The organism is Variovorax sp. HW608 (genome assembly GCF_900090195.1).
Lineage (GTDB): Bacteria > Pseudomonadota > Gammaproteobacteria > Burkholderiales > Burkholderiaceae_C > Variovorax.
The window spans coordinates 1,605,707-1,631,164 of record NZ_LT607803.1; the positions used below are offsets into that span (position 1 = coordinate 1,605,707).

General features: G+C 66.0%; 21 protein-coding genes. 6 read left to right on the forward strand and 15 right to left on the reverse strand.

Annotated elements, in window-relative coordinates:
* Nucleotides 1–55: 55 nt before the first annotated feature.
* Nucleotides 56–1,957: an ATP-dependent zinc metalloprotease FtsH gene (ftsH, locus tag VAR608DRAFT_RS07445; protein ID WP_443082922.1), complete on the forward strand. Its 1,902-nt coding sequence runs from the start codon at nt 56–58 to the stop codon at nt 1,955–1,957.
* Between the two features lie 57 nt (nt 1,958–2,014).
* Here ftsH and VAR608DRAFT_RS07450 read toward each other — a convergent pair whose 3' ends face one another.
* The 8 genes from VAR608DRAFT_RS07450 to VAR608DRAFT_RS07485 form a co-directional block, all read right to left on the reverse strand.
* Nucleotides 2,015–5,176 (reverse strand): efflux RND transporter permease subunit, encoded by a 3,162-nt coding sequence (locus VAR608DRAFT_RS07450; RefSeq protein WP_088958666.1) that lies wholly within the window; start codon nt 5,174–5,176, stop codon nt 2,015–2,017.
* 14 nt (nt 5,177–5,190) lie between these two features.
* Nucleotides 5,191–6,822 (reverse strand): efflux RND transporter periplasmic adaptor subunit, encoded by a 1,632-nt coding sequence (locus VAR608DRAFT_RS07455; protein ID WP_231973325.1) that lies wholly within the window; start codon nt 6,820–6,822, stop codon nt 5,191–5,193.
* A complete protein-coding gene (locus VAR608DRAFT_RS07460; RefSeq protein ID WP_231973327.1) occupies nt 6,819–8,090 on the reverse strand; it encodes a TolC family protein in 1,272 nt (423 codons plus the stop codon). The genes VAR608DRAFT_RS07455 and VAR608DRAFT_RS07460 overlap by 4 nt, the downstream gene beginning before the upstream one ends.
* 345 nt (nt 8,091–8,435) lie before the next feature.
* Entirely contained in the window at nt 8,436–8,897 is a 462-nt protein-coding gene (locus VAR608DRAFT_RS07465) for a hypothetical protein (RefSeq protein WP_088953482.1), read from the reverse strand.
* Between the two features lie 111 nt (nt 8,898–9,008).
* A complete protein-coding gene (locus VAR608DRAFT_RS07470) occupies nt 9,009–10,334 on the reverse strand; it encodes an MFS transporter (protein ID WP_088953483.1) in 1,326 nt (441 codons plus the stop codon).
* A gap of 90 nt (nt 10,335–10,424) precedes the next feature.
* Nucleotides 10,425–12,887, reverse strand: coding sequence for a heavy metal translocating P-type ATPase (locus tag VAR608DRAFT_RS07475; protein WP_088953484.1), 2,463 nt, complete (start codon nt 12,885–12,887; stop codon nt 10,425–10,427).
* Nucleotides 12,888–12,906: 19 nt separating this feature from the next.
* Nucleotides 12,907–13,752, reverse strand: a complete 846-nt coding sequence (gene ppk2, locus VAR608DRAFT_RS07480; RefSeq protein ID WP_088953485.1) for a polyphosphate kinase 2 — start codon at nt 13,750–13,752, stop codon at nt 12,907–12,909.
* An 11-nt stretch (nt 13,753–13,763) separates the two neighbouring features.
* Entirely contained in the window at nt 13,764–14,420 is a 657-nt protein-coding gene (locus VAR608DRAFT_RS07485; protein WP_088953486.1) for a methyltransferase family protein, read from the reverse strand.
* 285 nt (nt 14,421–14,705) lie between these two features.
* Here VAR608DRAFT_RS07485 and VAR608DRAFT_RS07490 point away from each other — a divergent pair, with 285 nt between their 5' ends.
* Nucleotides 14,706–15,170, forward strand: a complete 465-nt coding sequence (locus tag VAR608DRAFT_RS07490) for a MerR family transcriptional regulator (RefSeq protein ID WP_088953487.1) — start codon at nt 14,706–14,708, stop codon at nt 15,168–15,170.
* A gap of 62 nt (nt 15,171–15,232) precedes the next feature.
* Here the strand turns inward: VAR608DRAFT_RS07490 and VAR608DRAFT_RS07495 are convergent, their stop codons facing one another.
* Nucleotides 15,233–15,625 (reverse strand): DUF302 domain-containing protein, encoded by a 393-nt coding sequence (locus tag VAR608DRAFT_RS07495; RefSeq protein WP_088953488.1) that lies wholly within the window; start codon nt 15,623–15,625, stop codon nt 15,233–15,235.
* 185 nt (nt 15,626–15,810) lie between these two features.
* On the opposite strand from VAR608DRAFT_RS07495, the gene VAR608DRAFT_RS07500 reads away from it, so the two are divergent.
* Genes VAR608DRAFT_RS07500 through VAR608DRAFT_RS07510 form a run of 3 tightly spaced genes read left to right on the forward strand, consistent with a single transcriptional unit; the run spans nt 15,811 to nt 17,782 of the window.
* A complete protein-coding gene (locus VAR608DRAFT_RS07500) occupies nt 15,811–16,443 on the forward strand; it encodes a LemA family protein (RefSeq protein WP_088953489.1) in 633 nt (210 codons plus the stop codon).
* Nucleotides 16,443–17,291 (forward strand): TPM domain-containing protein, encoded by an 849-nt coding sequence (locus VAR608DRAFT_RS07505; RefSeq protein WP_088953490.1) that lies wholly within the window; start codon nt 16,443–16,445, stop codon nt 17,289–17,291. The genes VAR608DRAFT_RS07500 and VAR608DRAFT_RS07505 overlap by 1 nt, the downstream gene beginning before the upstream one ends.
* 2 nt (nt 17,292–17,293) lie before the next feature.
* Entirely contained in the window at nt 17,294–17,782 is a 489-nt protein-coding gene (locus VAR608DRAFT_RS07510) for a TPM domain-containing protein (RefSeq protein ID WP_088958668.1), read from the forward strand.
* An 802-nt stretch (nt 17,783–18,584) separates the two neighbouring features.
* On the opposite strand, the gene VAR608DRAFT_RS07515 is transcribed toward VAR608DRAFT_RS07510, so the two are convergent.
* A complete protein-coding gene (locus VAR608DRAFT_RS07515) occupies nt 18,585–19,070 on the reverse strand; it encodes a hypothetical protein (RefSeq protein ID WP_231973329.1) in 486 nt (161 codons plus the stop codon).
* A gap of 68 nt (nt 19,071–19,138) precedes the next feature.
* On the reverse strand, nt 19,139–19,498 hold the full coding sequence (locus tag VAR608DRAFT_RS07520; protein WP_157730715.1) for a copper-binding protein: 360 nt from the start codon (nt 19,496–19,498) through the stop codon (nt 19,139–19,141).
* 383 nt (nt 19,499–19,881) lie between these two features.
* Between VAR608DRAFT_RS07520 and VAR608DRAFT_RS07525 the strand changes: the two genes are divergently transcribed.
* Nucleotides 19,882–20,472 (forward strand): YqaA family protein, encoded by a 591-nt coding sequence (locus VAR608DRAFT_RS07525; protein ID WP_231973331.1) that lies wholly within the window; start codon nt 19,882–19,884, stop codon nt 20,470–20,472.
* Between the two features lie 25 nt (nt 20,473–20,497).
* Here the strand turns inward: VAR608DRAFT_RS07525 and VAR608DRAFT_RS07530 are convergent, their stop codons facing one another.
* The 4 genes from VAR608DRAFT_RS07530 to VAR608DRAFT_RS07545 are packed head-to-tail and all read right to left on the reverse strand — an operon-like array spanning nt 20,498 to nt 25,437.
* On the reverse strand, nt 20,498–21,622 hold the full coding sequence (locus VAR608DRAFT_RS07530; RefSeq protein ID WP_088953493.1) for an ABC transporter permease: 1,125 nt from the start codon (nt 21,620–21,622) through the stop codon (nt 20,498–20,500).
* Nucleotides 21,619–22,752, reverse strand: a complete 1,134-nt coding sequence (locus VAR608DRAFT_RS07535) for an ABC transporter permease (RefSeq protein ID WP_088953494.1) — start codon at nt 22,750–22,752, stop codon at nt 21,619–21,621. The genes VAR608DRAFT_RS07530 and VAR608DRAFT_RS07535 overlap by 4 nt, the downstream gene beginning before the upstream one ends.
* A complete protein-coding gene (locus VAR608DRAFT_RS07540; protein WP_088953495.1) occupies nt 22,749–24,275 on the reverse strand; it encodes an ATP-binding cassette domain-containing protein in 1,527 nt (508 codons plus the stop codon). The genes VAR608DRAFT_RS07535 and VAR608DRAFT_RS07540 overlap by 4 nt, the downstream gene beginning before the upstream one ends.
* Nucleotides 24,262–25,437 carry an HlyD family secretion protein gene (locus VAR608DRAFT_RS07545; RefSeq protein WP_088953496.1) on the reverse strand — a complete coding sequence of 392 codons (1,176 nt, stop codon included), beginning with the start codon at nt 25,435–25,437 and terminating at the stop codon, nt 24,262–24,264. Before VAR608DRAFT_RS07545 ends, VAR608DRAFT_RS07540 begins: the two co-directional genes overlap by 14 nt.
* Between the last annotated feature and the right edge of the window lie 21 nt (nt 25,438–25,458).

Genomic DNA, 25,458 nt, shown 5'->3' on the forward strand with positions numbered 1-25,458 from the left:
TCTGGCTTCTGAACCCCATCATCGCGACAGCTGAGGAACGGAGCAGAGAATGGCAATGGACAGGAAACAGACGTTTTCGTTGTGGTACGTGCTGGCCGCACTGGTCGGCCTGATCCTGGTACAGGAGTTCGGGGCGACGCGCCACACGCAGACGCTCACCTACAGCGAGTTCAAGCGGGCCCTGGCGGCCGGCAAGCTCGACGATGTGCTCATTGCCGACGGCGTGGCCACTGGCAACCTGCGCGCCGAGGGTCTGGACGAGATCCTCCCGAAGGAGAAGATCGAGGCGCTCAAGCGCGCCGGTGGCGAGCACGGCTTCGCCACCGTGCTCATCGAGGACCCGAACCTGGTCGCCCAACTCGACGCGGCCAAGGTCAGCTACGGCTCGGTGCGCGAGAGCAAATGGCTGGGGGCCTTGCTCTCGTGGGTGGCGCCCGCGCTGGTCTTCTTCGGTATCTGGTGGGTCCTGATGAAGCGCATGGGCGGCGGCATGGGCCACGCCGGCATGCTGGAGATCGGCAAAAGCAAGGCCAAGGTCTACATGCAGACAGAGACCGGCGTGACCTTCAAGGACGTCGCAGGCATCGACGAGGCGCGCGAGGAGCTGATGGAGGTCGTCGAGTTCCTGAAGAACCCCGACCGCTACAAGCGGCTCGGCGGCAAGATCCCCAAGGGCGTGCTGATCGTCGGCGCGCCGGGTACCGGCAAGACGCTGCTGGCCAAGGCCGTGGCGGGCGAGGCAGGCGTGCCGTTCCTGTCTCTCAGCGGCTCCGAGTTCGTCGAGATGTTCGTCGGCGTCGGCGCCGCGCGGGTGCGCGACCTGTTCGAGCAGGCCGCGGCGAAAGCGCCCTGCATCGTCTTCATCGACGAGCTCGACGCGCTGGGCAAGGCGCGTGGCGTCGGACTGAGCGGCGGCCACGAGGAGCACGAGCAGACCCTGAACCAGTTGCTGGTCGAGATGGACGGCTTTGACACCAACCGTGGCGTCATCATCATGGCGGCGACGAACCGGCCCGAGATCCTCGATCCGGCGCTGCTGCGGCCAGGTCGCTTCGACCGCCATGTCGCGATCGACCGCCCCGACTTGAACGGGCGGAGACAGATCCTCGAGGTGCACGTCAAGCACGTGACGCTGGCGCCGAACGTTGATCTGGCCGCCCTCGCCGCGCGCACGCCGGGCTTCGCCGGCGCCGACCTCGCCAACCTCGTCAACGAGGCCACGCTGCGCGCAGCGAAGCGCGACAAACAGGCGGTGGAGATGACGGACTTCGAAGAGGCGCTCGACCGCATCGTCGCCGGGCTCGAGAAGAAGAACCGGGTGATGAACCCGATGGAGCGCAAGTTCGTCGCCTTCCACGAGGCCGGGCACGCGGTGGTCGCCGAACTGCGGCGCAATACGGATCGGGTGTCCAAGGTCTCCATCATCCCGCGCGGCATCGCCGCGCTCGGCTACACGCAGCAGTCGCCTACCGAGGACCGCTACCTGATGCGCCGAAGCGAGTTGCTCGACCGCATCGACGTGCTGCTTGGCGGCCGCGTGGCAGAGATGCTGGTCTTCGACGACGTGTCGACTGGCGCCGAGAATGATCTCCAGCGAGCCACCGACATGGCCCACCACATGGTGACGCACTACGGCATGAGCGAGACGCTGGGGCTCGCGACTTTCGACTCGCGCCCCACTCCCCTCTTCCTGAGCGGCCCGACGATGCCCGAGCCGCGCAGCTTCAGCGAGCGCACCGCGGAGCAGATCGATGCCGAAGTGCGCCGCATCCTCGAAGAGTCGCGCGAGCGGGTGACGCAGACGCTCATGACCCATCGGGCGACACTCGACGCGCTCGCTGCTCTGCTGCTGGAGAAGGAGGTCGTCGATCGCGTGATGCTCGATGAGCTGATGGCCGCTGCCGCCACGGCACCTGGTCAGTCGCGGGCAGCGGCCGTGCCGCTGCAATCGACGTGACCGACGGGCGGAAGATCACGGCGGCGGGCAACGAGGTCGCCCGCCTGGACGGGCTCCTCAGCAACGACGGCGATCGGCGACAGCGGCTTCGCGTGTCACCTGCCCAAGCCGCCATTGCTTGACAAGCGCGTAGATCGCCGGGATGACGGCCAGCGTGAGCACGGTGGACGAGATCATCCCGCCGACCATCGGCGCAGCGATGCGGCTCATGACCTCCGAGCCGGTCCCCGTGCCCCACATGATCGGCAGCAGTCCGGCCATGATGGCCACGACGGTCATCATCTTGGGTCGGACGCGCTCGACGGCGCCCTCCATCACGGCCGCATAGAGATCGCTCGGCGTCGGCGACCTCCCCTCCTCGCGGCACTTCGCCTGCACCGCCTCCCAGGCGTGATCGAGGTAGATCAACATCACCACGCCGGTCTCCGCGGCGACCCCGGCCAGCGCGATGAAGCCCACGGCCACCGCCACCGACAGGTTGTAGCCCAGCCACCACATCAACCAGACGCCGCCGACCAGCGCGAACGGCACCGACAGCATCACGATCAATGTTTCGGTCAAGCGCCGGAAGTTCAGGTACAGCAGCAGAAAGATGGTGAGCAGCGTCACCGGGATGACGATCTTCATCTTCTCGACGGCACGCTCCATGTACTCGAACTGCCCGCTCCAGGTGATGTAGTAGCCGGGCGGGAACTTGACCTGGTCGGCTACGGCCTTGCGCGCGTCCTTCACGTAGGAGCCGATGTCGCGCTCGCGGATGTCGACAAAGATGTAAGCCGACAGCAGCGCGTTCTCTGTGCGGATGCCCGGCGTGCCGCGCTCGATGGAGACTCGGGCCACCTGCCCGAGCGGCACCATCGCGCCGTCCATCGCCGGCACCAGTACCTCGCGCTCGATCTGCTGGGGGTTGCCGCGCAGTTCGCGCGGGTAGCGCACAGTGACGGCAAAGCGTTCGCGGCCCTCGACCATCGTCGTCACCATCTCGCCGCCCAGCGCGGTGGCGATCACGTCCTGCAACTCACCGACGCCGAGGCCGTAGCGGGCCAGTTGCTCGCGGTTCGGCTCGATCATCAGGTAGCTGCCGCCGGTGATGCGCTCGGCAAAGGCGCTGGTGGTGCCGGGCACGGTCTTGACCACCGCCTCGATCTGCTTGGCCAGGCGCTCCATCTCGGTCAGGTCCTTGCCGAATACCTTGATGCCGATCGGCGTACGGATGCCGGTAGACAGCATGTCGATGCGCGCCTTGATCGGCATGGTCCAGGCGTTCGAGATGCCGGGGAACTGCAGCGCCTTGTCCATCTCGGCGATCAGCTTGTCGGTGGTCATGCCCGCGCGCCATTCGCTCTGCGGCTTGAGGTTGATGACCGTCTCGAACATCTCGGTCGGCGCCGGGTCGGTCGCGCTGTTGGCGCGGCCGGCCTTGCCGTAGACCGAGGCCACTTCGGGGAAGCTCTTGATGAGCTTGTCCTGCGTCTGCAGCACCTCGGCCGCCTTGGTGATCGACATGCCGGGGAGCGAGGCCGGCATGTACAGCAGCGTGCCCTCGTTGAGCGTCGGCATGAACTCGCTGCCGAGCTTCGAAGCCGGATACAAGGTCAGTCCGAGCACAAGCAGCGAGGCGAGGATGGTCAGCACCTTCCAGCGCATCACGCCCGCGATGATCGGCCGGTAGACCCAGATGAGGAAGCGGTTCACCGGGTTGCGCGCCTCGGGCATCACTTTGCCGCGGATGAACAGCATCATCAGCACCGGAACCAGCGTCACCGAAAGCAGCGCCGCACCAGCCATCGAGAAGGTCTTGGTGAAGGCCAGCGGCGAGAACAGGCGCCCCTCCTGCGACTCCAGGGTGAACACCGGCAGGAACGACACGGTGATGATCAGCAGGGAGAAGAACAGCGCCGGCCCGACCTCGACGCAGGCTTCCAGCATCGCGTCTGCGCGCTGGCGCACCGTGTGTCCGTTGGGCAATCGCTCCAGGTGCTTGTGAGCGTTCTCGATCATCACGATGGCCGCATCGACCATGGCGCCGATCGCGATCGCAATGCCACCCAGGCTCATGAGGTTCGAGTTCATGCCCAGCAGCCGCATCGCGATGAAGGCGATCAGCACGCCCACCGGCAGCATCAGGATGGCCACCAGTGCGGAGCGCACGTGCAGCAGGAACACCACGCAGACCGCGGCGACGATCAGGCTCTCTTCGAGCAATGTGCGCTTGAGCGTGTCGATGGCACGGTGGATCAGGTCGGAGCGGTCGTACACCGCCTCGATCGACACTCCCTCGGGTAGCCCGGCGGAGATTTCGTTGATGCGCGTCTTGAGGTTGTGGATGACCTCCAGCGCGTTCTGTCCGTACCGGGACATTGCGATGCCGGAAACTACCTCGCCGTCTCCGTTGAGTTCCGAGAGTCCCCGACGCTCGTCGGGCGCGAGTTCGACGCGCGCGATGTCCCGGATCAGCACCGGCGTGCCCTTGTCCGACTTCACCACCAGCGCCTCGATGTCGGTCTTGCCGCGCAGGTAGCCCTTGCCGCGCACCATGTACTCGGTCTCGGCCATCTCGACGACCCGTCCACCCACGTCGCGGTTGGACTCGCGGATGATCTGCGTGACCCTCGCCAGCGGAATGCCGAAACTGCGCAGCTTCAGCGGATCGACGGTGACCTGGTAGGTTTGCACGAAGCCGCCTAGCGAAGCGACCTCGGCCACGCCGGGCGCCTTGGTGAGCTGGTAGCGAACGTACCAGTCCTGGATGGCGCGCAGCTCCGCCAGGGTCTTGCTCTTGGCCAGCAGCGCGTACTGGTAGACCCAGCCCACGCCGGTGGCATCGGGCCCGAGTGCCGGCGAGACGCTCTGCGGCAAGCGCGAGGCGGCGAAGTTCAGGTACTCCAGCACCCGGCTGCGTGCCCAGTAGATGTCGGTGCCGTCCTCGAAGATCACGTAGACGAACGAGGCCCCGAAGAAGGAGAAGCCGCGCACGACCTTGGACTTCGGCACCGCCAGCATCGCCGTCGTCAGCGGGTAGGTGACCTGGTCCTCGACCACCTGCGGCGCCTGGCCGGGGACTTCGGTGTAGACGATCACCTGCACGTCCGACAGGTCGGGCAGCGCGTCGAGCGGTGTGCGCATGACGGCAACAGCACCAGCGATCACCACGAACAGCGTGGCAAGCAGAATAAGGAACGGGTTGCGCCCGGACCACTGAATGATGCTCTTCAACATGGCCATCTCATCCATCAGTGGCCGCTGTGGCTGCCCGGGCTGGCAGGCGCAGCAGGCTTGGGCGTCACCCGGGTGACCACCCATTCACCGGGCTGGCGCTCGACGAACTCGAAGGTCACGGCTGCACCCGGATTCAGTCCGGCCAGCAGCGACGGGTTGGCAACCTGGAACTCCATCGTCATCGCGGGCCACTTCATCGATGCGATCGCCTCGTGGTTCAGGGTCAGGGTGCCGGTCTTCGCGTCGATGCCCTCGACCCTGCCGGTGCCCTGGTGCCCGACCGATGACTCGGCGGGCGTTGGCGTGGCGGTGGATGTCTCCGCCGATGCCGCAGTAGCTGCAGGTGCTGCGCCACCGTGGCCCGCGTGCCCACCGAGCCCACCGATCGCCGCCTTGAGGTTGCTCTCGGCGTCGATCAGGAAGTTGGCCGCGACGACGACTTCCTCGCCCGCCTTCAGCCCCTCGAGCACCTCGACATGGTTGTCCCCCCGGGCGCCGGTGCGAATCTCGCGCGGCTCGAAACGACCCTCGCCGCGTTGCACGAGGACGATCTGGCGCTTGCCGCTGTCGATCACCGCCGAATCCGGCACCGTGAGGACGGGAGCGCTGGTGCCGAGCTGCACTTCGACCTGGGCGAACATCGCCGGCTTCAGCAACTGCCTGGGGTTCGCCAGCTCGATGCGGACCGGCACCGTGCGGGTCTCGGCCTTCAGGGTCGGATAGACGTAGGTAATGGTTCCGCCGAAGGTCTGGCCGGGATAGGCCGGCAGCGTGACGCTCGCCTTGGCGCCGGTCTTCACGAGGCCAATGTCCTGCTCGAACACGTCGGCCACCACCCACACCGAGGAGAGGTCCGTCACCTGGTACAGCGCCTCGCCGGGCGTGAATCGCATGCCCTGAAAAGCCTTCTTCTCGGTGACGATGCCCGAGACCGGCGAGCGCAGCGTGACGGTGCGACGCGCTTCGCCGGATTTGGCAAGGGCAGCCACGTCGCCCGGCGAGAGGTCCCAGTTTCGTAGGCGCGCCAGCGCCGAGTCGGCGAGCTGCTTCATGCCAGCGGCGGATTCGCTGCCCGCGTCCTTCATTGCTTGTGCACCCTGTGCGGCAATGGCGTACTCGCGTTGGGCAGAGACCAGTTCGGGGCTGTAGACCTCGAACAGCGGCTGGCCCTTGGCCACCGGCTGGCCGGTCGCATTGATGTGCAGGCGCTCGACGTAACCTTCGAACTTCGGCGAGATCATCGACACGCGCCGCTCGTCGGGCTCGACCCGGCCGGAGGCGCGGACCGCTCGGCCTAACGGACGCAGCGTGGCGGCCTCGGTTCGCACACCCAGCTTCTGGACCTTCTCGGTGCTGATGCGAACGAGGTTGGCCGAATTGGGATCGGAGGCGGGCTCCTCGCCCTCGTAGACTGGGATGTAGTCCATCCCCATCGGATCCTTCCTGGGCGTGGGCGAGGTGTCGGGCAGGCCCATCGGATTGCGGTAGTAGAGGAGCTTGCGCGGCGCGGAGGCCGGGCCCGAAGCTGGGTCGGCCGTCGAGGCGACCACGACGGCCGGTGCTCGCCCGTGCGAGCCCAGCGCGTAGCCGCCAATCCCGACGGCCGCCAGCAGGATCACGAGCAGGATGGCGTTGGTGTTCTTCACAGATCTTCTCCCACGATACGTTCGAGCTCGGTCAGGCGTACCTGCGCCTCGACCTGTGCCTTGAGCCGGTCGGCCTTGGCCTTGCGAATCTGTCTCTGCGCTTCCAGCAGGGTCGCGAAGTCGACCCTGCCGTTCTCGTACGCCGCCAGCGCCGAGCGGAAGCTCAGCTCCGTCTGCGGCAGCAATTGCGTGCCGATCAGGGCCTCGCTGCGGCGCGCGGCGTCCAGGCCGGCGAGGTTCTCGCCCAGCTCGCCCAGCAGCTGCGCCTGCAGCGCCTGGGTGCGCGCGAGCTGGGCGCTGACAATGGCCTCGGCTTCGCGCTCCTGGGAGCGCCGCGTTTCCCGCTGCAGCGGGATGTTCATCTCGACCATCAGGCCCCAGGTGGTGATGCGCGAGCCCATCTGCGTCGGCACGATGCCGACCTGGATGTCGGGGTAGCGGTTGCGCAGCGTCAGCTCGCGATTGCTCTGCGCGCCGCGCAGCCGCGCTTCCTCGGCCGCCACGGCGGGGTTGGTCGCGCGCGCACGTTGCTCCAGCGCGCCAGCATCGAAGGTGGTCGCCGCGGGCAAGGGTCTCAGGGCCTGCGGCTCGGCCAGGGCGGCACCGGCGTCACGGGCCAGCAAGGCATTGAGCCTGGCGGCGGCCTGGCGCTTGTCGGCGTCCAGGCTGATCAGCTCGGTGCGGACCGTGGTCTGCTCGACCTGCGCCCGGATCGCGTCCTGCTGTGCCGCCAGGCCGCCGGTATAGCGGGCCTGGGCGATCTGCTCCATGCGCGCCAGCAGGTCCAGCACCTCGCGCGTGATCCGCTCGGTGCCAGCCGCGAGAAAGTATTGCGCGTAGGCCACCTTCACCTTGCCCGCCAGCTCGTTCCAGGTGACTCCCGCGCGCGCCGAGGCCTGCTGCGCGTCGGCCGCCGCCACGTCACGCCGCAGATCGCGCTTGCCCCACAGCGGGATAGGTTGCATGAGCGTGTACTTGGTATCGCCCACTTTCGACGGGAGCAGGCTGGGGGGGTTCGAGGAGCCATAGTTGTTGATGTTTTCCAGCTCGACGCGCAGCACCGGGTCGGGCAAGGCGCCGGCCGGCTGGATGCGCTCGTTCGCGGCGTCGGCTTCGTGACGCATGGCCGCCAGCTCGGGGTTCTGGGCTCGCGCGAAGTCGAGCAGCCCGGCGAGATCGGAGCCCAGTTCGCCCGCGATGGCCGGCGAGCCAGACAGCGCGGCAAGGCTCGTCGCGAGCGCCGCAACGAGACGGGTTGTGCGTTTCACGTAAGTTGCGTGTGTTGTGCGTGGGGATCGGTGCGGCATCTCGGCCTCCGTTCTTCTTCGGTGTGAGCGCGGCGGCTCAGAGGTAGGCGGTGCGAGGCCGCGCTTTCAGCAGCCAAACGCGGCAGTGGCGCCGATCGCGGGCAAGGACGAACCGAAGCAGCAATGTGCACTTCATGGTGGACTCCGAAAGGTCGATCGAACAGCTGCGGCAACACGGGCGGCGCACCGTCAGGTCAATGGAAGGCCCTGGAGGGCCAGGCGCTTCGCGACGCAGCGGCTAGCAGCCGGCGAGGCAATGGGCTCGGCGCGGCATCCCAGGACGGGAGCGCGGCACGAGTGGACGCTTCATAGCGTCAGGCGCAGATAGGCGATGGGGATGGAAATGCGCGCCTGTAGGGGTGGCGCGCCGTCGGGTCTGTCGTGAACGCGAGGCTCCGGATCGACTACGGCAAGGGCCATCGTCGGCACGACGGCGATGCCAAGGGCGGGCCAGGGATCGAACGCCTGCTTGGCAGTCGGCACGCTCGAGGACTCGTCGACGCAGAACTTGGCACAGGAGCCTTGCGAGATCCCGGTCGAATCCTCGTCGGGGCACTCGGGGCAGCCGCCATTGTGATCACCCGGTGTCGGCTGCACCGCCGCGGTGCTGCCCATCGTGCCTGCAGCCGGCATCGATTGAGGCGCAATCACGCACGCATTGACGATGCCCATGGCGAGCGCAAACAGCCAGACGAGCAGCACCTTGGCTGACAGTCGGCGTATGCGGATGGGTTGGGCAAACATCTTGAACTGGTTGACTGATCGCATTCTCGCCTGCGCCGCTGCCTCTGCGCCTTGATGTGTCTCAATCTCGCCAGTCTCGCTCTGACGCTCGGCGCCCCCTCGGGCCCCGTCGCCCGGCGGTCAGCCTGCGCATGGTCATGGCTCCTGCGAAGATCTGGAAGGCTGCGATCGAGGTGGAGGGTTCGGAAGGGCCAGCTCGGCACCCTGGAGCAGCCACGACGCCGGACGTACAAGAAGCAGCGCCAGCGTTGCAAGCAACGGTACCGCGAGCCACACGAAGCTGAGTTGAGCGACGGCACCGAACAGCCAGCCGGCGGCTACCGAGCCGATCGTCTGGCCGAAGCCCGCCGCGAAGGCCAGTCCGCCCATGGTCGCGCCCAGCCGGTGCCGGGACGCCCCGGCGGCGAGGAAGGAGATGGTCGGCAACACCAGCCCAGTACCGGCCGCCGTCAGGCTCACGCCGAGGAACATCCAGGCATCGCTGCCATGCTGGGCAAGCATGGCAAGGCCGGCGATCGCGAGTACGAGCCCGGCGGCAAGAATGCCCCGGCCGGCTGTACGCTCGAGCAAGCCCGTGAAGAACAATAAGGCGTTGATCCCCAGCATCACGAGGCTGCATTCGACAAACATCAGCGAGATCTCGCGCGGCGAAACCGTCGGGTGCTGCTGCCCTTGAAGCACGATGCCCAGTTCGAAGCCGGCCAGCACGAACATGACGGTACCGTTCAATGCCCACAGCGCCAGCGCGCGGCGTTTGTCGTCCGCTTGCGGCAGCGCCGGTTCCACCTCGACGACCGGCGCGAGAGTGCTCGGGAGCGACGTGGCGAGTCCCAGCATCATCACACCGCCCAGCACGACCGACAGCACGATGACGAGATCGGTTGGCGGGAACGAGCCCACGCCGAGGACGACCAGCGCCGCGGACAATCTGTCGCTGACTGCGTTGAGACCAGGGCCGAACAGAAAGCCCAGGAGTGACATCGCGCCGAGCCAAGCGAACCGCTTCGCGCGACGTTCTCGCGGCGTGTGCTCGGCCACCAGGGCCGGAATGACCGGCACGACAGCTGCCACGAAGAAACCCGTCGCAGCGCGCATCGCATAGATGCCCGCGAGGCCGGTCCACTCGGGACGCAGCAGGGGCAGCAAGCTGAACACGTAGCCGACCAAGCCGCTGAGCAGGACTCGCCGGCGCCCGACGCGATCGGATGCGATGCCCCAAAGGGGCGCGCCGACCAGCACCCCCGCAGTGTAGGCACCGCTGAGCAGCCCGACGTGGCGCGCTATCTCCGCCTTGGCGTCACCCACCATCAACGGTTCCAGCCAGATGGGCAGCAGTGGCATCAGCCCCCCGTAGCCTGCCGAGACGACGAACACGGCAGCGGCCAGCCAACCGAGCTGCCAGCGTCCGAGCGCGTTGGGACCGGTCGACGGGAGGTCGATTGCTTCGATGCGGTTCGTCATGGTGTCCCGCAGGGTGTCAGACGACGAGTCGCAGGCTCACACAGGTCGAGTTCGTGCCCTTGCCGGCGCCGTCCTCATGCCGCCATTGGCTCAGGCGCTGGCCCCCTGGCCGTGGGCGGCAGGTGTTGGTGCAACGGCATCCGCGCTCGCGCGGCGGATGCCCGCGAGCTTGGTGCGCTTGAGCATCAGCGCGTTGAGTGCGACGATGGCCGAGCTGCCGGACATCGACAGGGCGGCGACCTCCGGCGACAGCGTGAACGGGTAGAACACGCCGGCGGCGAGCGGGAAAGCGATCAGGTTGTATCCCACGGCCCACCAGAGGTTCTGGTGCATCTTGCGCAGCGTCGCTCGCGACAGCTCGATCGCCCCGACCACGTCGAACGGATCGCTCTTCATCAGCACGACCTGGGCGCTTTCCATCGCCACGTCGGTGCCGGCGCCAATCGCGAAACCCACGTCGGCCTGCGTCAGGGCCGGGGCGTCGTTGATGCCGTCGCCAACCATGCCCACCTTGTGCCCCTGGCTCTGCAGTTCCTGGACCTTCGTGGCCTTCTGCCCGGGCAGCACGTCCGCGAGCACGATGTCGATGCCGAGTTCCTTGCCGATGCGTTCCGCGGTCGCCTGGTTGTCGCCGGTGAGCATCGCCACCTTGACGCCGCGCTCTTGCAACTTGGCGATCGTCGCCTTGGACGTGGGGCGCACCGCGTCGGCGATGGCGATCAGCCCGATCAGCCTGCCGGCGCGGGAAACGTGGACAACCGTGCGCCCGCCGCCTTGCAGGCGCGCCGCCTCGGCAGCCAGCGCGTCGAGGGCGACGCCCTCGGCATCCATCAGCTTGCGGTTGCCTAGAAGGACCCTGTCTCCACCGATCGACGCTCTTGCACCCTGGCCGTCGATATTGGCGAAATCCGAGGCTGTCTCCGCGAAGTCGGTCCCGGCGCGCTTGAGCACCGCGAGCGCCAGCGGGTGCTCAGAGAACTTCTCAACCGCCGCCGCGGTGGACAGCAGCTCGGCCTCGGTTACGCCGGGCGCCGGCACCATCTCGACGACGTCCGGCTGGCCGAGTGTCAGCGTGCCGGTCTTGTCGAACACTATTACGGTGAGCTTGGTCGCGTTCTCCAGCGCAGCCGCGTTCTTGAACAGGATGCCGTTCATCGCGCCGAGGCCGGTGCCGACCATGATCGCCATGGGCGTGGCCAGCCCGAGGGCGTCGGGGCAGGCGATGACGAACACCGTGATCGTCAGCGTCAACGCGAACAGCAGTGTCTGTCCCAGCACCCAGAACCAGACCGCAAACGTCAGCAGACCGATCGCGATGGCCGCCAGGACCAGCCATTGCGAGGCCTGGTCGGCCAGCAGTTGCCCGGGAGCCTTCGAGTTCTGTGCCTCCTGTACCAGCTTGACGATCTGCGCGAGCGCCGTGTCGGCACCGACCTTGGTTGCCTGGTAGCTGAAGCTGCCGCTCTTGTTGATCGTCGCGCCGATGACCGCGTCGCCGATGACCTTCTTCACCGGCATCGATTCGCCGGTCAGCATCGATTCGTCGACCTGCGAAGCGCCTTCCGTGATCTTCCCGTCGACCGGGATCTTGTCACCCGGCTTGATGACCACTGTCTCGCCGGCGAGCACCTCGGCCGTCGGAACCTTCGTCTCGACGCCGTTACGAAGCACTGTGGCCATCGGTGGGGCCAGGTCCATCAGTGCGCGGATCGCATCCGAAGCGCCGGCTCGTGCCCGCATCTCGAGCCAATGGCCGAGCAGAATGAAGACGAGCAGCACGGCAGCGGCCTCGTAGAAGACTTCGCCTTCGTAGAGGAAGGTCGCGCCGGCGCTGAAGACGTAGCCCGTGCCGACGGACAGCACGACCAGTGTTGCCATGTTGGCGACCCGGTTGCGAGCCGCACGCCACGCTGCAACGAAGAACGGCCATCCCGGATAGGCGATCGCGCCGGTGGCAACGATGAACAGGAACAGATTGCGGTCCAGTCCGAAGGGCGTGGCGAACTCGCCGATCATCTTGCCCATCGGCGAATAGAGGAACACCGGTATCGCGAAGACCAGTGCGACCAGGAAGCGGTTGCGCATGTCGTTGGCCATGTCCTGCATCGACATGCCGGGCGCGTGGCCCATGTCGTGCATCATGTCGCTCATCTGATGCCCGGCGTCAGTGGCATGGCCAGCATGCCCGGCGTGTGCGGTGGTCGGCTTCGCCGGGGCGGCCGATGGGCCTGCATAACCGGCGTGACCGGCATGCGCGCCGTGTCCTGCGTGTGGGCCGAGAGCAATTTGCGCACCGTTCGCATGCCGGTGCCCATCGGGAGAGCAGACATACGAGGGCAGCATCTCGCCTCGGCAGTGGTAGCCGCACTCGACGATGCGCTGGCGGATGGCCTCGATCGTGACCTTGGATTCGTCGTAGTGGACGGTGGCGCTGCCGGCCACATAGTTGACGTCGACGTGGGAGACGCCCGGCAGGGATGCGATCTGTCGCTGCACGCCCACGGCGCTCAGGCTCGACACCAGATCGCCGACTTCAACGGTGGTTGATTTCATGGGTGCCTTCCAGGGGGTATCAACGAGCCAGACGTTCTGCTTTGATGCAGTCTGGCGAAAACTCGAACACGACATCCGAGTCGGCTCGCAAAAGCTTGTCCTTCTTGTCCGCGTAGTGCAACCGCGAGAGGATGTCGCGTATCAGGTTGAGCCGAGCGAGTCGCTTGTCGTCGGCGCGCACGATGTGCCAGGGAGCGACGGCGTTGTGTGTTCGCATCAGCATCTCGTCCCGCGCCAGCGAATACGCCTTCCAATGTTTGACAGCCACGGCATCGATCGGGCTCGTCTTCCACTGCTTGAGAGGGTCGCGGCGACGTTCGTCCAGGCGCTCGACTTGCTCGTTCTTGCTGATGTCCAGGTAGTACTTCAGCAGCTTGATGCCCGAGCGAACGATCATTTCCTCGAACATGGGCACCGACAGCATGAATTCCTCGTGTTGCGCCGGCGTGCAGAAGCCCATCACGCGTTCGACGCCGGCACGGTTGTACCAACTGCGGTTGAAGAGGACGAGTTCTTCGGCGACAGGCAGGTGCGGCACATAGCGCTGAAAGTACCAACCGTTGCGTTCGCGGTCGGAGGGCTTGCCCAACGCGACCACACGGGTTTCGCGCGGACTGAGGTTTTCCACGATCCGCTTGATGCTTCCGTCCTTGCCGGCGGCGTCCCGGCCCTCGAGGAGGATGAGGATGCGGTCGCCGCACCCGATGAAGTGCCGCTGTAGCTTGACGAGTTCGATTTGCAGCAGGTGCAACTGGGCCTCGTAGTCCTCACGGCCGAGACTCTGGACTGCCGAGCCGTGATGGGTGTCTTGATGCGCTTGCGCATCTGCCTTGCCGCGTACTTCGGATTTCTTGGATCTTGCCATGGTGTTCCCTGTCAGGTGCCGGCGCCCTCCCCGGGTTGCCTGAGAGATGGAAGGAAACGCGGCGTGCGCGCCGCGTAGGCATCGAACTCTGTTCCGAAGCTATCTCGCATGTCGGCCTCTTCCCTGATCGACAGTCGGGAGTACATCCAGACCAGCATCGGAAACATCAGCAAGGTGAGCAGTGTCGGCCACTGCAACAGGAATCCGAGCAGGATGGCAACGAACGCGACGTATTGTGGATGCCGGATGCGGGCATAGGGACCGCTGGTCGCGAGGCGTCCACTGCGCTGCGCGTGGTAGAGCACCTTCCACGCGCTGGACAGCAGCCAGAAGCCCCCGCCGATGAAGGCGTAGCTCGCGATGTGCAGGGCGCTGAAGTGCGGATCGCCCTTCTCGCCGAGCAACGTCGACCAGAGGTGGCCGCTGTTGTGCGACAGCAGATCGAGGTTCGGATACCGCGTCTGCAACCAGCCCGAGAGGAGATACAGCGTCAACGGGAAACCGTACATCTCCACGAACAGGGCAATGATGAAGGCGGCGAAGCTGCCGAACGTGCGCCAGTCGCGCGAGGTCTGAGGCCTGAAGAAGCTGAAGGCGAACATGATGAAGATCGCCGAGTTCAGGATGACGAGCATCCAGAGCCCATAGCCCGGTGCGTCGTGGCTCATGAAAACCTTTCAGGCGTGGCCTGCATGGCCCTCATCTGGGGGTCCGCGGCGCGGACCTGAAGACCTTCTGTGACGGTCATCTGATGCTCCTGCAGTTACGGTACGGTCGCGGTGTGAGCGCGGTGCGCCGATGAAGATGAGGAAAATTACAACGCCGTAGTCGAAAACGGAGTCAAGACGCAAGTGATTGATTTTTATCGTAGCGCTCGCCATTGCTACGACATTGATCCTGATCAAAGGGAGTCTGGTGTCAACTACGGGCTGCCGCGTTATCCTGAGATCGCAATGAAGAAGATTGAAGATCCCGGTTTGGTCGCCACGGGTGATCGGTTGACGATCGGCCGACTCGCGAAGGCGGCGGGCGTCGGCGTGGAGACGATCCGTTACTACCAGAGTCGCGGTCTCTTGCCGGTTCCAAAGGCGGCGACCGGCTTCAGGCAGTATCCGATGTCGATGATCGATCGCATCGGCTTCATCAAGCGCGCCCAGGATCTCGGGTTCTTGTTGGACGAGGTTGCTTCTCTCCTCGACCTTGAGGACGGGCGGAACCGTCGCGCGATCCAGACCGTAACCCGCCGACGCCTCGAGCAAATCAACGAAAAGCTGAGCGACCTCGAGCGCATGCGGTCGGCCCTGCGCGGCCTGCTCGACGAATGTGAGGTGACGGGCCATGCCCATCCGTGCCCCATCATCGCCGCCCTGCTTGGGCCGCCCCCGGCGGCGTCGCCGAGGGTGAATCGGCTCCGATAGGCTCTCGAAGCCCGGGGCGGTTCACTGATGTGTCGCGCGCCCTCCCCGGCGCCCGCGTACGCTTATACCGCCGCCAGTGCGCGCTGCAGGCGTTGCCGCACTTCGGTGGCAATCGGCTCGATGTCGTCGCGCTCGACCAAGCCCAAGACCGCCACGGGGTCCATTACCTCCACGAACGTACTGCCCTGCGGGTCGGTGCGTACCACCACGTTGCACGGAAGCAGCGCGCCGATCTGCGGTTCGGCTTCGAGCGCCTGGTGCGCGAACTGTGGATTGCAGGCCCCCAGAATTCGATAGGGCGGCATCTTCAGGCCGAGCTTCTTCTGCATCGTCGCGGCGACGTCGATGTCGGTGAGAACGCCGAAGCCTTCCTTGGCCAACTCCTGCGTCACACGAGCGATGGCCTCATCGTGGCTCAGTGCGACGGTTCTTCCAAATGCGTACTTGGCAGGCATGACATGGACTTTTGAACAAAGGGCGGAAAACAGTATGCACGCTCCATCTTCGGCCGGCTTGCGAAAGGTCAAGCGCGCGGGAGCGCGCTCGCACCACCGCCGCGCTCGGACTTGATCCATGTCAAGCGCCCACTGAGGGGCATTCGTAGCATTGTCCAAAAGACGTCGATCAAGAGAGGACTTTCATGCGCCGCTTGTTCACCCTTATCACTGTCGTCGTGGCCCTGAGCTTGGGCGGATGCGGCTACAACACCCTGCAGAGCAACGACGAGCAGATCAAGGCCAGCTGGTCGGAGGTGGTCAACCAGTACCAGCGACGCGCGGACCTGGTGCCGAACCTGGTGAACACGGTCAAGGGTGAAGCCAACTTTGAGCAATCCACGCTGACCAAGGTCGTAGAGGCCCGCGCCAAGGCGACGTCGATCCAGGCGACGCCGGAGCTCATCAATGATCCACAGGCCTTCCAGAAATTCCAGTCGGCGCAGGGCGAACTGTCGAGTGCATTGTCGCGCCTTCTCGTCGTCTCGGAGAACTACCCCACGCTGCGCGCGAACGAGGGATTCCGCGACCTGCAGGCGCAGCTCGAAGGCACCGAGAACCGCATCACGGTGGCACGAAACCGCTACATCAAGGCGGTGCAGGAATACAACGTGACAGTGCGCTCCTTTCCGTCGAACCTGACAGCGATGGCCTTCGGCTACAGCGAGAAGGCGAACTTCGCGGTCGAGGACGAGAAGGCCATCGCTCAGCCACCGAATGTGAGCTTCGGCGGCACGACAACGGGCGCGAAGAACGACCCGGGAGGAGCGCCCAAGTGATGCGCATCGCGGCGCGCGCGCTGCTCGTCCTAGGGTTGCTCGTCGGCCTCCTCGTCCAGGCGCAGGTGCCTGTGCCGCCGCTGACGGCGCGCGTGACCGACCAGACAGGGACGCTGAGTGCACAGCAAGCTTCGACGCTCGAGCAGCAACTGGCCGCCTTCGAGGCGCGCAAGGGCACCCAGCTCGCCGTTCTCATCGTGCCGACGACGGGGCCGGAGCCAATCGAGCAGTACGCGCTGCGCGTGGCCGAGCAATGGAAGCTCGGCCGCAAGAACGTGGACGACGCGGCGATCCTCGTGGTCGCCAAGAATGACCGCGCGCTGCGCATCGAGGTGGGCTACGGCCTCGAAGGCGTGCTCAACGACGCCACCGCCAAGCGGATCATCAGCGAGATCATCGTGCCGCAGTTCCGGCAGCAGGACTTCGCAGGTGGCATCTCCGCAGGATTGCAACGGATGATGAGCGTGATCGATGGCGAGCCGCTGCCACCGCCAGCCCGCCGGGCTCGCACCGAAGGCGACGACCTGCCGTCGTACGCTCTGGCGATCGTCGTGGCGGCGCTCATTCTCGGCTCCATAGCACGCCCGATGCTGGGCCGTGTCGGCGGCTCGGTGGCTACCGGGGGAATCGTCGCGGTCGTGACCTGGCTGATGGTGGGTGCACTGGCCAGCGCTCTGTTCGCCGGCGTTCTGGCGTTTTTCGTCACGTTGCTGGGTGGCCAGGGATTGTTACCGATGGTCGGTCGCTATGGAGGCTTCGGGAATGGGCGGCGCGGAGGCTTCGGAGGTGGGGGGTTCCGCGGTGGGGGCGGCGGTTTCGGCGGCGGTGGTGCGTCGGGAAGGTGGTGACGGTGTCGATCGCACGCTTGGTTCGCCATCTGTGCACCACGCACTGGCGCGCCCGGCGCGCATTTCCACGCAAGACATTGAGAGCGATCGAACGCGCGATTCACGACGCGGAGACGACGCATACCGGACGAATCCATTTCGTCGTCGAGGCGGCCATGGACGGGCTGCCGCTGTTGCGCGGCCAGTCTGCGCGCGAGCGGGCGATCGACCTCTTCTCGCACTTGCGCCTGTGGGACACCGAGGACAACAGCGGGGTGCTGATCTACGTCCTGCTCGCCGATCGACAGGTGGAGATCATCGCTGATCGCGGCATCCACGGTCATGTTGGCGCGGCCGGGTGGGGTTCCGTGTGCCGACACATGGAAGCCGCGTTCGCACTTGGACAGTTCGAGAGCGGCACTGTGCAGGGTGTGCGCGAGGTGGCCGAGCACCTGAGCCAGCACTGTCCAGCCGACGGGCACCATCGGCAGGAGCGGCCGCTGATCTTGTAGGAACCTTGCCGCCGGCGCGACCGGTTGTGATGCGCATCGACGCAACTCCGGCATGACGAACGCCGCGAACAAGGCCGCAAGCAATGTCGAGTGTTTGTTGTCCGGCTTGTCGGCGGCAAGCCGACTTGCGTTTGGCAGTCCGTTGAGCCCAACGGTTCAAGAACTGCCAGGCCCGCGCCAACGCCAAGCGTCCGTAGGAACTTGCGCCCCCCTTTCTCAGGGCTTCGACGCGAAGTGGCTCGAACGCCTGCAACAGGTCCTGAGGCGACTTTCGACGTCGCCACCCTGCTTCAAACGGTGGGTGGCATGAACGTCCCGCAATTCACTGCGCTTGCCAAGGGTGGACGCGATGTGGGAACTGTCGCAGAAGATGCCATGAACTCTCGATCGGACGTCCGTCTGGAAACCGGATGCGCCCTGCTCTTCGCGCGATAGACCCGCGGGCCGCAACGCCTCCCTGCATGTCAGCAACAGCCTCCGTGTCCGCCATGTCCCCCATGTCGGGTCTGCTGGCCGGGTGCCTGTGAATCGGCGCCGCCAGGCGAAGCGGTCTGTTCGTCACGCGCGTGGCTGCCTCCGATGCGCCGAAGGATGAAGATCAGTGCGACCACGCCCGCCAGTACGAGAACCCAGTTTTGTGTCAGCCAAGCCATAGCGAACTCCTGTCGCGGCCTTCCACCTTGTGGGCGCGTTCGTGCCGTGAAGCCGCCGATGAGGACACGAGCACACATGCTTGGCACTATAGGCGCCTGCAGTTCGCTCGCGTTTGAGCCACGTCAAGGCGAGAGCCTCCAGGGGATGGTCAGCGGTTGCGCAATTGCGAGACTGCGTCGATGGTGAACTCGATCTCGGCCGGGCGCTCCGGCAGCTTCACCCACACACGGAAGCGGTACGGCCCGTCGTACACCATTCCGAACAGCTGGCCATACGATCCGACGCCGTTCACTGGCATGGGCGGAAGGTACCGCGGCGGCTGGTCCACGATGCCCGGTTCGACCAACTGCGCCCGAATGATCGCGTCGTCGATGCGGCGGCCGGTCTTCGCGTCGAACACCGCGAGCACCAGGTGGTTGATCTTGCCGCCGCCGGGCGGCGGACCGCCGTGCAGCTCCTCGATGGCGTGTTGCTGGGAAACGATGGCTTCCGGCACGAGGCCCCAGTAGACAGCCACGCCGTCGCGCTCCACGCGCTGCTGGGCGCGCGACAAGGGGGACCAGGAAAACAGGGCAAGCACGCCCGCGATCACGAACCAGCGCCGCAGGCCGTTGGGGAGATGGAAAGCTTGCATCGAAGTCTCCTAGATGTGCGTCCTCTCGACCATCTTCGCCGCCGTGATCTTCACGTCCGCCGTGGGAACTACGGCACCTTCTTGATGCCTGTCAGGACGAACGCACCGTGCGAGTGCTCCGCGTTGAAGCGCACCTTATCGCCCTCCTTGAGGCTGTCGAGGAGCTTGTTGTCGGCCGCCAGGTACTCCCTGGTCATGGCGCTCGTACCTAGATTGACGTTCGGGCCGTTCTTGAGCGTGATCTTGCTGTGCTTGCGGTCGATCCTGCGCACGACGCCGTCGTAGGGCAGCTCCGTCGGCCCAGCGTCGGACCGTGCATGCGGCGGCGGGTGGCTTGCCGGCTCGTCGTGGTGCTCGGAGAGTCCGAACGCGAGCGAGCCGGCAGTTGCGAGGATGGCGGCGATGGCGAGATGCTGGAGTCGGTTCACTGGCTTCTCCATTGATGGTGCGCGGGTCTGAGCGCGGTGCAGGTTGCTCGAAGCGTAGAACAGCGGGCGCCCGTCCAATTGATCTGGCTCAACTGGGGTGTCGGAATATTGGGAGCGGCATACCCGCAAGACCCGGGGCAATTCATGATGCGAACGCGCCGCCGGTTTGAGAACATGGACACCGCATTTGAGAAGCCATCTCGTCGAAGCTCAGCTCCACCAGTACTGCCCATGTCGCCCTCCTTGGTCCCGTTAGCCAATGAAACCTCCTTCGGGGGCGGTTACGCGCCGCTCTCCCTGCTCTCCCTGCTCTCCCCGCTCGAAAATGCGGTCCTTGCGCCCGGTCATGCGCAAACAATGAGGGTAATCGACCGATGCTACGCATGAGCCTGCAATCCGGCCTGCTTCGTGCCCTGACGCGGCGCTCCGACTCACGCGCGTTTCCGCTGGTGGTAGCCGGGGCAGCATTGGCGGCGGAACTGTCGATGGCGGTTCCGTTTGCAGGCCTGCTCATTGCCGCGGTGCTGCTGGCGCCGCGACGCTGGGTGTCCATTGCGGTTTGGGCAAGCCTCGGTGCGGCCATCGGCGCGCTTGTGCTGTACCTTGTGTTCCATCACTTGGGGTGGAATCGTCTTTTCGCGGCCTATCCGGACGTGGTGCGCTCTGCCGCATGGCGTGACGCGACGCATTGGCTGGAACACTACGGTGTCGTCTCGCTCTTGGTCATTGCGGCGCTGCCGGTGCCTCTGACCCCCGCGCTCATGTTTGCAGGGATCTCCCGCCTCCCGGTCGTGGAGGTCATTGCCGCCCTGTGGCTTGGCAAGTTGGCGAAGTACCACGTCTATGCCTGGCTCGCCTCGCGATTTCCGGATCGGCTGATCATGCACGGCCAGCGCCATCTCGATGCGTTGCGCACAGTGCTCGGCAACGGCAAGGAGGATCGCGGAGGCCCCCCGCCTACGCGGGGAGGATGATGGCGCTAGTGGCCGACCTCGCAGCTCACGCGTACAGCTGCCGCCTCAGGCGCATCACGCTCCAGGTACCCAGCATCGCCGTCGTCCCCGCAAGCATTGCAAAGTGCGTCCAGAGCACTCGGATGCCCACGCCCTTCATCAGCACCCCCAGCCCGATCTCCATGTAATGCCGCACGGGGCTGAGCGAGGCGAGCCACTGCATGAACGTGGGCATGCTCTCCACCGGCACGGTCGTGCCCGAAAGGAACATGAGCGGGAAAAGCACCAGGAAAGAGAGCAGCAGGGCCTGCTGCAGGTTCTGCGCGAGCGTGCCGATCAGGAAGCCGATGGACAGGAAGGCGGTGAGCCCGATGGCGGACGCGGCGAAGAACAGGGTCAGGTCGCCGGGCATCGGCACCCCGAACCACCGTCCGATCATCAAGCTTGGCACCAGCGCGACCATCCCAATCACGAGAGGCGGCGCCGCTTTCGCGACGATCAGCTCGTGGCTGCGCAGCGGCGTGACAATCAGCTGCTCGATGGTGCCCGACTCCTTTTCGCGCACGAGGCCGGCCGCAGCGGTCACTATGCCCACGAGAGCGCTGGCGACCACGATCATGGAAACGGCCATGAAGTGCTTAAATTCCAGCTGCGGGTTGTACCAAATTCGGGTCTCGGCGCGCACGCCTGGCAACGTTCCGGTCAGGCCCTGGCGCGCCGCCTGCTGCACCATCACTTCGTGGGCGAACCCGCCAACGATAGCCTGCGCGTAGCCGCGCGCTGCGTTGGCCGTATTCGAGTTCGTGCCGCTGAGAATCACCTGGACCTGCGGCGAACGCCCGGAGCCGACATCGGCGGCGAAGCCCGCCGGGATCACGAGCGCGAGGTCCGCCCGGCCGGCGTCGAGCATGCCGTCGATCGCCGGCAGGCTGGCTGCGGGCAGTAGCAGGCGGAAGTAGTCCGTGGCCCGGAATCGATCCACCAACCGGGCGCTGAGCTCGGTGCGGTCGCTGTCGTACACGACCAGCTTGAGGTTGCGCACATCGAAGGAGAGCGCCGCCGTGCACATCACCACGTCGGCGGTGTAGATGAAGACGATCAGGGCCAGCAGGACGCGGTCGCGCAGGAACTGCCGGAACTCCTTGCGGATGGCCGCAACGAGCCGAATCATCGCGCCACCTTCTTGCGCAGGCTGAGGCTCGCGGCCACCAGCAGCACGACCGCGTAGCCGGCCAGAAGCGCCAGGTTGCCCCAGAGGTATTCCAGCCCTACGCCCTTGAGGAACAGGTCGCGGCTGATGTCGTTGAAATACCGCGTAGGAAATGCGTAGGTGTACAACTGCAGCACGTAGGGCATCGTGCCGATCGGGAAGAGAAAGCCAGAGAACAGGAACGACGGCATCAGCGTCCCCACGAGCGAAAGGAACACTGCGGCGACCTGGGTACGCACCACCGCGGACACCGCGACGCCCAGTGCGACCGTGACGAACACATAGAGGAGCGACGCCCCGAGCAGGAGCGTCAAGCTGCCTCGCAGCGGGATGCCGAACCAGGCGGTGCCAGCGCCCAGCACCAGCAGCATCTGCCCGAACGCAATCAGCGCGTACGGCAGCACTTTGCCCAGGACGAAGAGGGCCGGCGTGACCGGTGACACGTAGATCTGCTCGATGGTGCCCCGCTCGCGTTCGCGCACGATCGCCAGCGCGGTGAGCATGGGTGGGAAGGCCATCAGCAGCACCGCGAAGAGGCCGGGCACGATGTAGTTCACCGTACGCATCGAAGGGTTGAACCACACACGCGTCTCGAGCTGCACTGGCGGTGGCAGCGAAAGCCCCAACTCTGCGAGGCGGCGCTGCGCGGCTTGCTCGGAGAAGCGGTTGACGACCGCTGCGGCGTAGTTCGACACGATCAGCGCAGTGGCGGAGAAGGAGCCGTCCAGCAAGAGCTGCACGCTTGCTTCACGGCCGGCCCGGAGCTCGTGGGTGAATTCCGGCGGTATATCGAGCACCACGGTCGCCTTGCCGGTGTCGAGTACCGCCCGGGCCTGTGCATCCGAACGCACCAGTGACTGCAGGTGGAAGTAGCCGCTGCGCACGAACGCTTCCGTAAGCCGGCCGCTCTCCTGGGTGCCGTCGCGGTCTCGCACGGCCAGCGGCACATCTTCCACGTCCATCGAGATGCCATAGCCGAAGATGAACAGCATGAGCAGGGGCAGCACGATGGCGACAGCAAGGGTGATCGGATCCCGCAGGATTTCGATTCCTTCCTTGCGCACCAGGGCGCGCAGCACGCGCGTAGTCATGCCACGGACTCCGCGCTCGTTGCGCGCTCGCCGGACGCGGCTTTGGTGCCCGTCATCAAGCGCACGAAGACATCCTCGAGAGTCCCGCCGCCCTGCGTCGCGCGAAGTGCAGCCGGTGTGTCCATCGCCAGCAGCCGTCCGCGATCGATGAACGCGACGCGATCGCATTGCTCTGCCTCGCGCAGGTAGTGGGTCGTCACCAGGACGGCCGTCCCGCTGCGGCTGATCTGCCCGATAAAGCGCCAGAACGCGGCTCGCGACACCGGATCGACTCCGGAGGTGGGCTCGTCCAGGAACAACACATCCGGACGGTGCAGCACCGCACACCCGAGTGCGAGTCGCTGCCGCAGCGCGCCGGAGAGGCTGCGCACGAGCCGCCGCCCCTCGCCGAGCAACCCGGCCAGCTGCAGCGCCCACCTGGCCCGCTGCTGCAATTCGCCGGCACGCAGCCCATACACCGAGCCGAAGAAGTCGATGTTCTCAGCCACCGTCAGGTCGAGGTAAAGGGAAAAGTGCTGCGACATGTAGCCGATGCGCCCCTTCACCGCGCCAGGCCGCAGCGCGACGTCGATGCCTGCGACTTGAATCGCGCCCTCGCTGGGCGCAAGGATGCCGCAAAGCATCCGGATGATGGTGCTCTTTCCGGACCCGTTCGGTCCGAGCAACCCGAACACCTCGCCTCGAGCCACCGGAAAGCTCACGTCATCGACCGCCGTGAAATCACCGAACCGGCACGTGAGATGCTGCACTTCGATGGCATTTCCTGGCGCATGGGTGGCCGGGGGGATGGGGGGCGGCTCCCCTCCGGCCGGCGGTGGCAAGAGCCGGCTGACCTCCTTTTCCAGGTCCGGGCCGAAAGCCGCTGGGCGGTCGCAGGCCAGCACTCGTCCTGCGGAGAGCAGCGCGACTCGGTCGCACCCTGCCGCCTCGTCCATGTAGGAGGTGGCGACCAGAATGGTCTTGCCGCGCGCGTGAAACGCCCGCAGCATGCCCCACAGCTCCCGGCGCGACACGGGATCCACACCGAGCGTCGGCTCGTCCAGCACGAGGATCTCTGGTTCGTGGAGCAAGCTGCAACAAACTGCGAGCTTCTTCTGCATGCCGCCCGAAAGGGCTTGGGCGCGGCGCTCGAGAAAGGGCGCCAACCCAGAGAAGCGCAACAACTGTTCGCGCCTTTGCGCGAACACCTCGATCGGCACAGCGCGGATGGCCGCAAAGAACGCGAGGTTCTCGCTCACGGTCAGGTCCCCGTATAGCGAGTAAGCCTGGGCGACGTAGCCGAGCGACGCGTTGATGCGGGCCGCGTCCTGGACGCTGTCGAGGCCGTCCACCGTCACGCCACCCGTGGTCGGGTCCAGGATGGCGCATACGGATTGCAGGAGGGTCGTCTTGCCTGCGCCATCGGCGCCGACGATGGCAAACATCTCGCCGCGCCCCACTGTAAAGGTGACATTTTCCAGCGCCACCTGCCGCCCGAAACGGCGCGTTAGCGAGTGGACCGCGATCGCTTCAGCTGCGGGCACCGGCGCTCACCTTGATCTTGACGTCCGCCGGCATCCCGGGCTTCAACAGCCCCTGGGGCTCGGCGAGCCGCACCTTGACCGCGAAGACGAGCTTTTCGCGCTCGTCCTTCATATGGACTTCCTTGGGCGTGAACTCTGCCTGCTGCGCGATCTCACTGACCGCCCCCGCGAACACGCGGCCCGGAAATGCATCGACGGCGACGCTGGCGGCATCGCCGAGCCTGATACGCCCCACATCCCGCTCAGTCACGTAGACGCGCACGAACAGGTCCCCGAGGTCCACAAGGGTCGCGATCGGCCGGCCAGCGGCCACCAGTTCCCCGGGTTCCGCAAGCCGGGCCATGACGGTCCCCGGGCCGGGCGCGAAGAGGCGCGTATCCGCCAGTTGCGCCTCGACCTCGGCAATGGCGGCAAGCGCCGCCTGGGCCTGACTCTCGGCCGTCGCGCGCGCGGCAACCACACGCTGGCGTTCTGCGGCGAGGCGCAGCACGTCCCGCTCACGGATCTCGACCTCGCCGCTTGCTGCGCGGGCCTTGTCGCGCGCGGCCCGCGCCTCTTCCGCAGCCCGGCGGACCGCGGTGAGGCGGGCCTGCGAGGCGCGCAGGCGAGTGGCCATTTCGTCCAAGTAGTTGCGGCTGACGAATCCCTGCTCCAGCAGCTTTTCGAAACGCTCGTAGGACACCTGGTCCTGGTTGGCTTGGGCTTCAGCGGCCGCGATGTCGGCGGCGGAGCGGGCCATGGCCTCGTCGGCCCGATGGACCTCGTGCGAGGTCGTGCCTTGCGCGAGTTGCGCGCCCAGCCTGGCCTGTTCAGAGGTTTCGTCCAGGACGCGCAACTGGGCGTCTAGTTCGGCAATGAGGCCCTGCGCCCCAGCGGACCGCGCACGCGCTTGCGTCAGCCGCGCTTCCAGCTCGCGTGCTGCGATTTGGGCGACGAGCTGCCCCTTCGCCACGAACTCGCCTTCCCGCACGGCCACGATCTCGGCGATGCCCGGAATGCGCGCGCTGAGGGTGACTTCGGTACCGCGGATCTGACCGTTCGCCTCGATCGCGTCGCTTGGCGCCGCCGGTCGTAGCACAAGGTACGCGCCGGCCACCACCGCCAGCAAGGCCGCACCGGCAGCGGCATAGACAAGGCGCTTCGAACCGAGAAGCGTACGCATTCCACTTTATCCCCTAGGCAA

Coding starts and splice junctions, on each gene's coding strand:
- ftsH (WP_443082922.1), top strand. CDS start 56: ATGGACAGGAAACAGACGTTTTCGTTGTGGTACGTGCTGGCCGCACTG.
- VAR608DRAFT_RS07450 (WP_088958666.1), bottom strand. CDS start 5,176: ATGTTGAAGAGCATCATTCAGTGGTCCGGGCGCAACCCGTTCCTTATT.
- VAR608DRAFT_RS07465 (WP_088953482.1), bottom strand. CDS start 8,897: ATGCGATCAGTCAACCAGTTCAAGATGTTTGCCCAACCCATCCGCATA.
- VAR608DRAFT_RS07470 (WP_088953483.1), bottom strand. CDS start 10,334: ATGACGAACCGCATCGAAGCAATCGACCTCCCGTCGACCGGTCCCAAC.
- VAR608DRAFT_RS07475 (WP_088953484.1), bottom strand. CDS start 12,887: ATGAAATCAACCACCGTTGAAGTCGGCGATCTGGTGTCGAGCCTGAGC.
- ppk2 (WP_088953485.1), bottom strand. CDS start 13,752: ATGGCAAGATCCAAGAAATCCGAAGTACGCGGCAAGGCAGATGCGCAA.
- VAR608DRAFT_RS07485 (WP_088953486.1), bottom strand. CDS start 14,420: ATGAGCCACGACGCACCGGGCTATGGGCTCTGGATGCTCGTCATCCTG.
- VAR608DRAFT_RS07490 (WP_088953487.1), top strand. CDS start 14,706: ATGAAGAAGATTGAAGATCCCGGTTTGGTCGCCACGGGTGATCGGTTG.
- VAR608DRAFT_RS07495 (WP_088953488.1), bottom strand. CDS start 15,625: ATGCCTGCCAAGTACGCATTTGGAAGAACCGTCGCACTGAGCCACGAT.
- VAR608DRAFT_RS07500 (WP_088953489.1), top strand. CDS start 15,811: ATGCGCCGCTTGTTCACCCTTATCACTGTCGTCGTGGCCCTGAGCTTG.
- VAR608DRAFT_RS07505 (WP_088953490.1), top strand. CDS start 16,443: ATGCGCATCGCGGCGCGCGCGCTGCTCGTCCTAGGGTTGCTCGTCGGC.
- VAR608DRAFT_RS07515 (WP_231973329.1), bottom strand. CDS start 19,070: ATGCAAGCTTTCCATCTCCCCAACGGCCTGCGGCGCTGGTTCGTGATC.
- VAR608DRAFT_RS07525 (WP_231973331.1), top strand. CDS start 19,882: ATGAGCCTGCAATCCGGCCTGCTTCGTGCCCTGACGCGGCGCTCCGAC.
- VAR608DRAFT_RS07530 (WP_088953493.1), bottom strand. CDS start 21,622: ATGATTCGGCTCGTTGCGGCCATCCGCAAGGAGTTCCGGCAGTTCCTG.
- VAR608DRAFT_RS07535 (WP_088953494.1), bottom strand. CDS start 22,752: ATGACTACGCGCGTGCTGCGCGCCCTGGTGCGCAAGGAAGGAATCGAA.
- VAR608DRAFT_RS07545 (WP_088953496.1), bottom strand. CDS start 25,437: ATGCGTACGCTTCTCGGTTCGAAGCGCCTTGTCTATGCCGCTGCCGGT.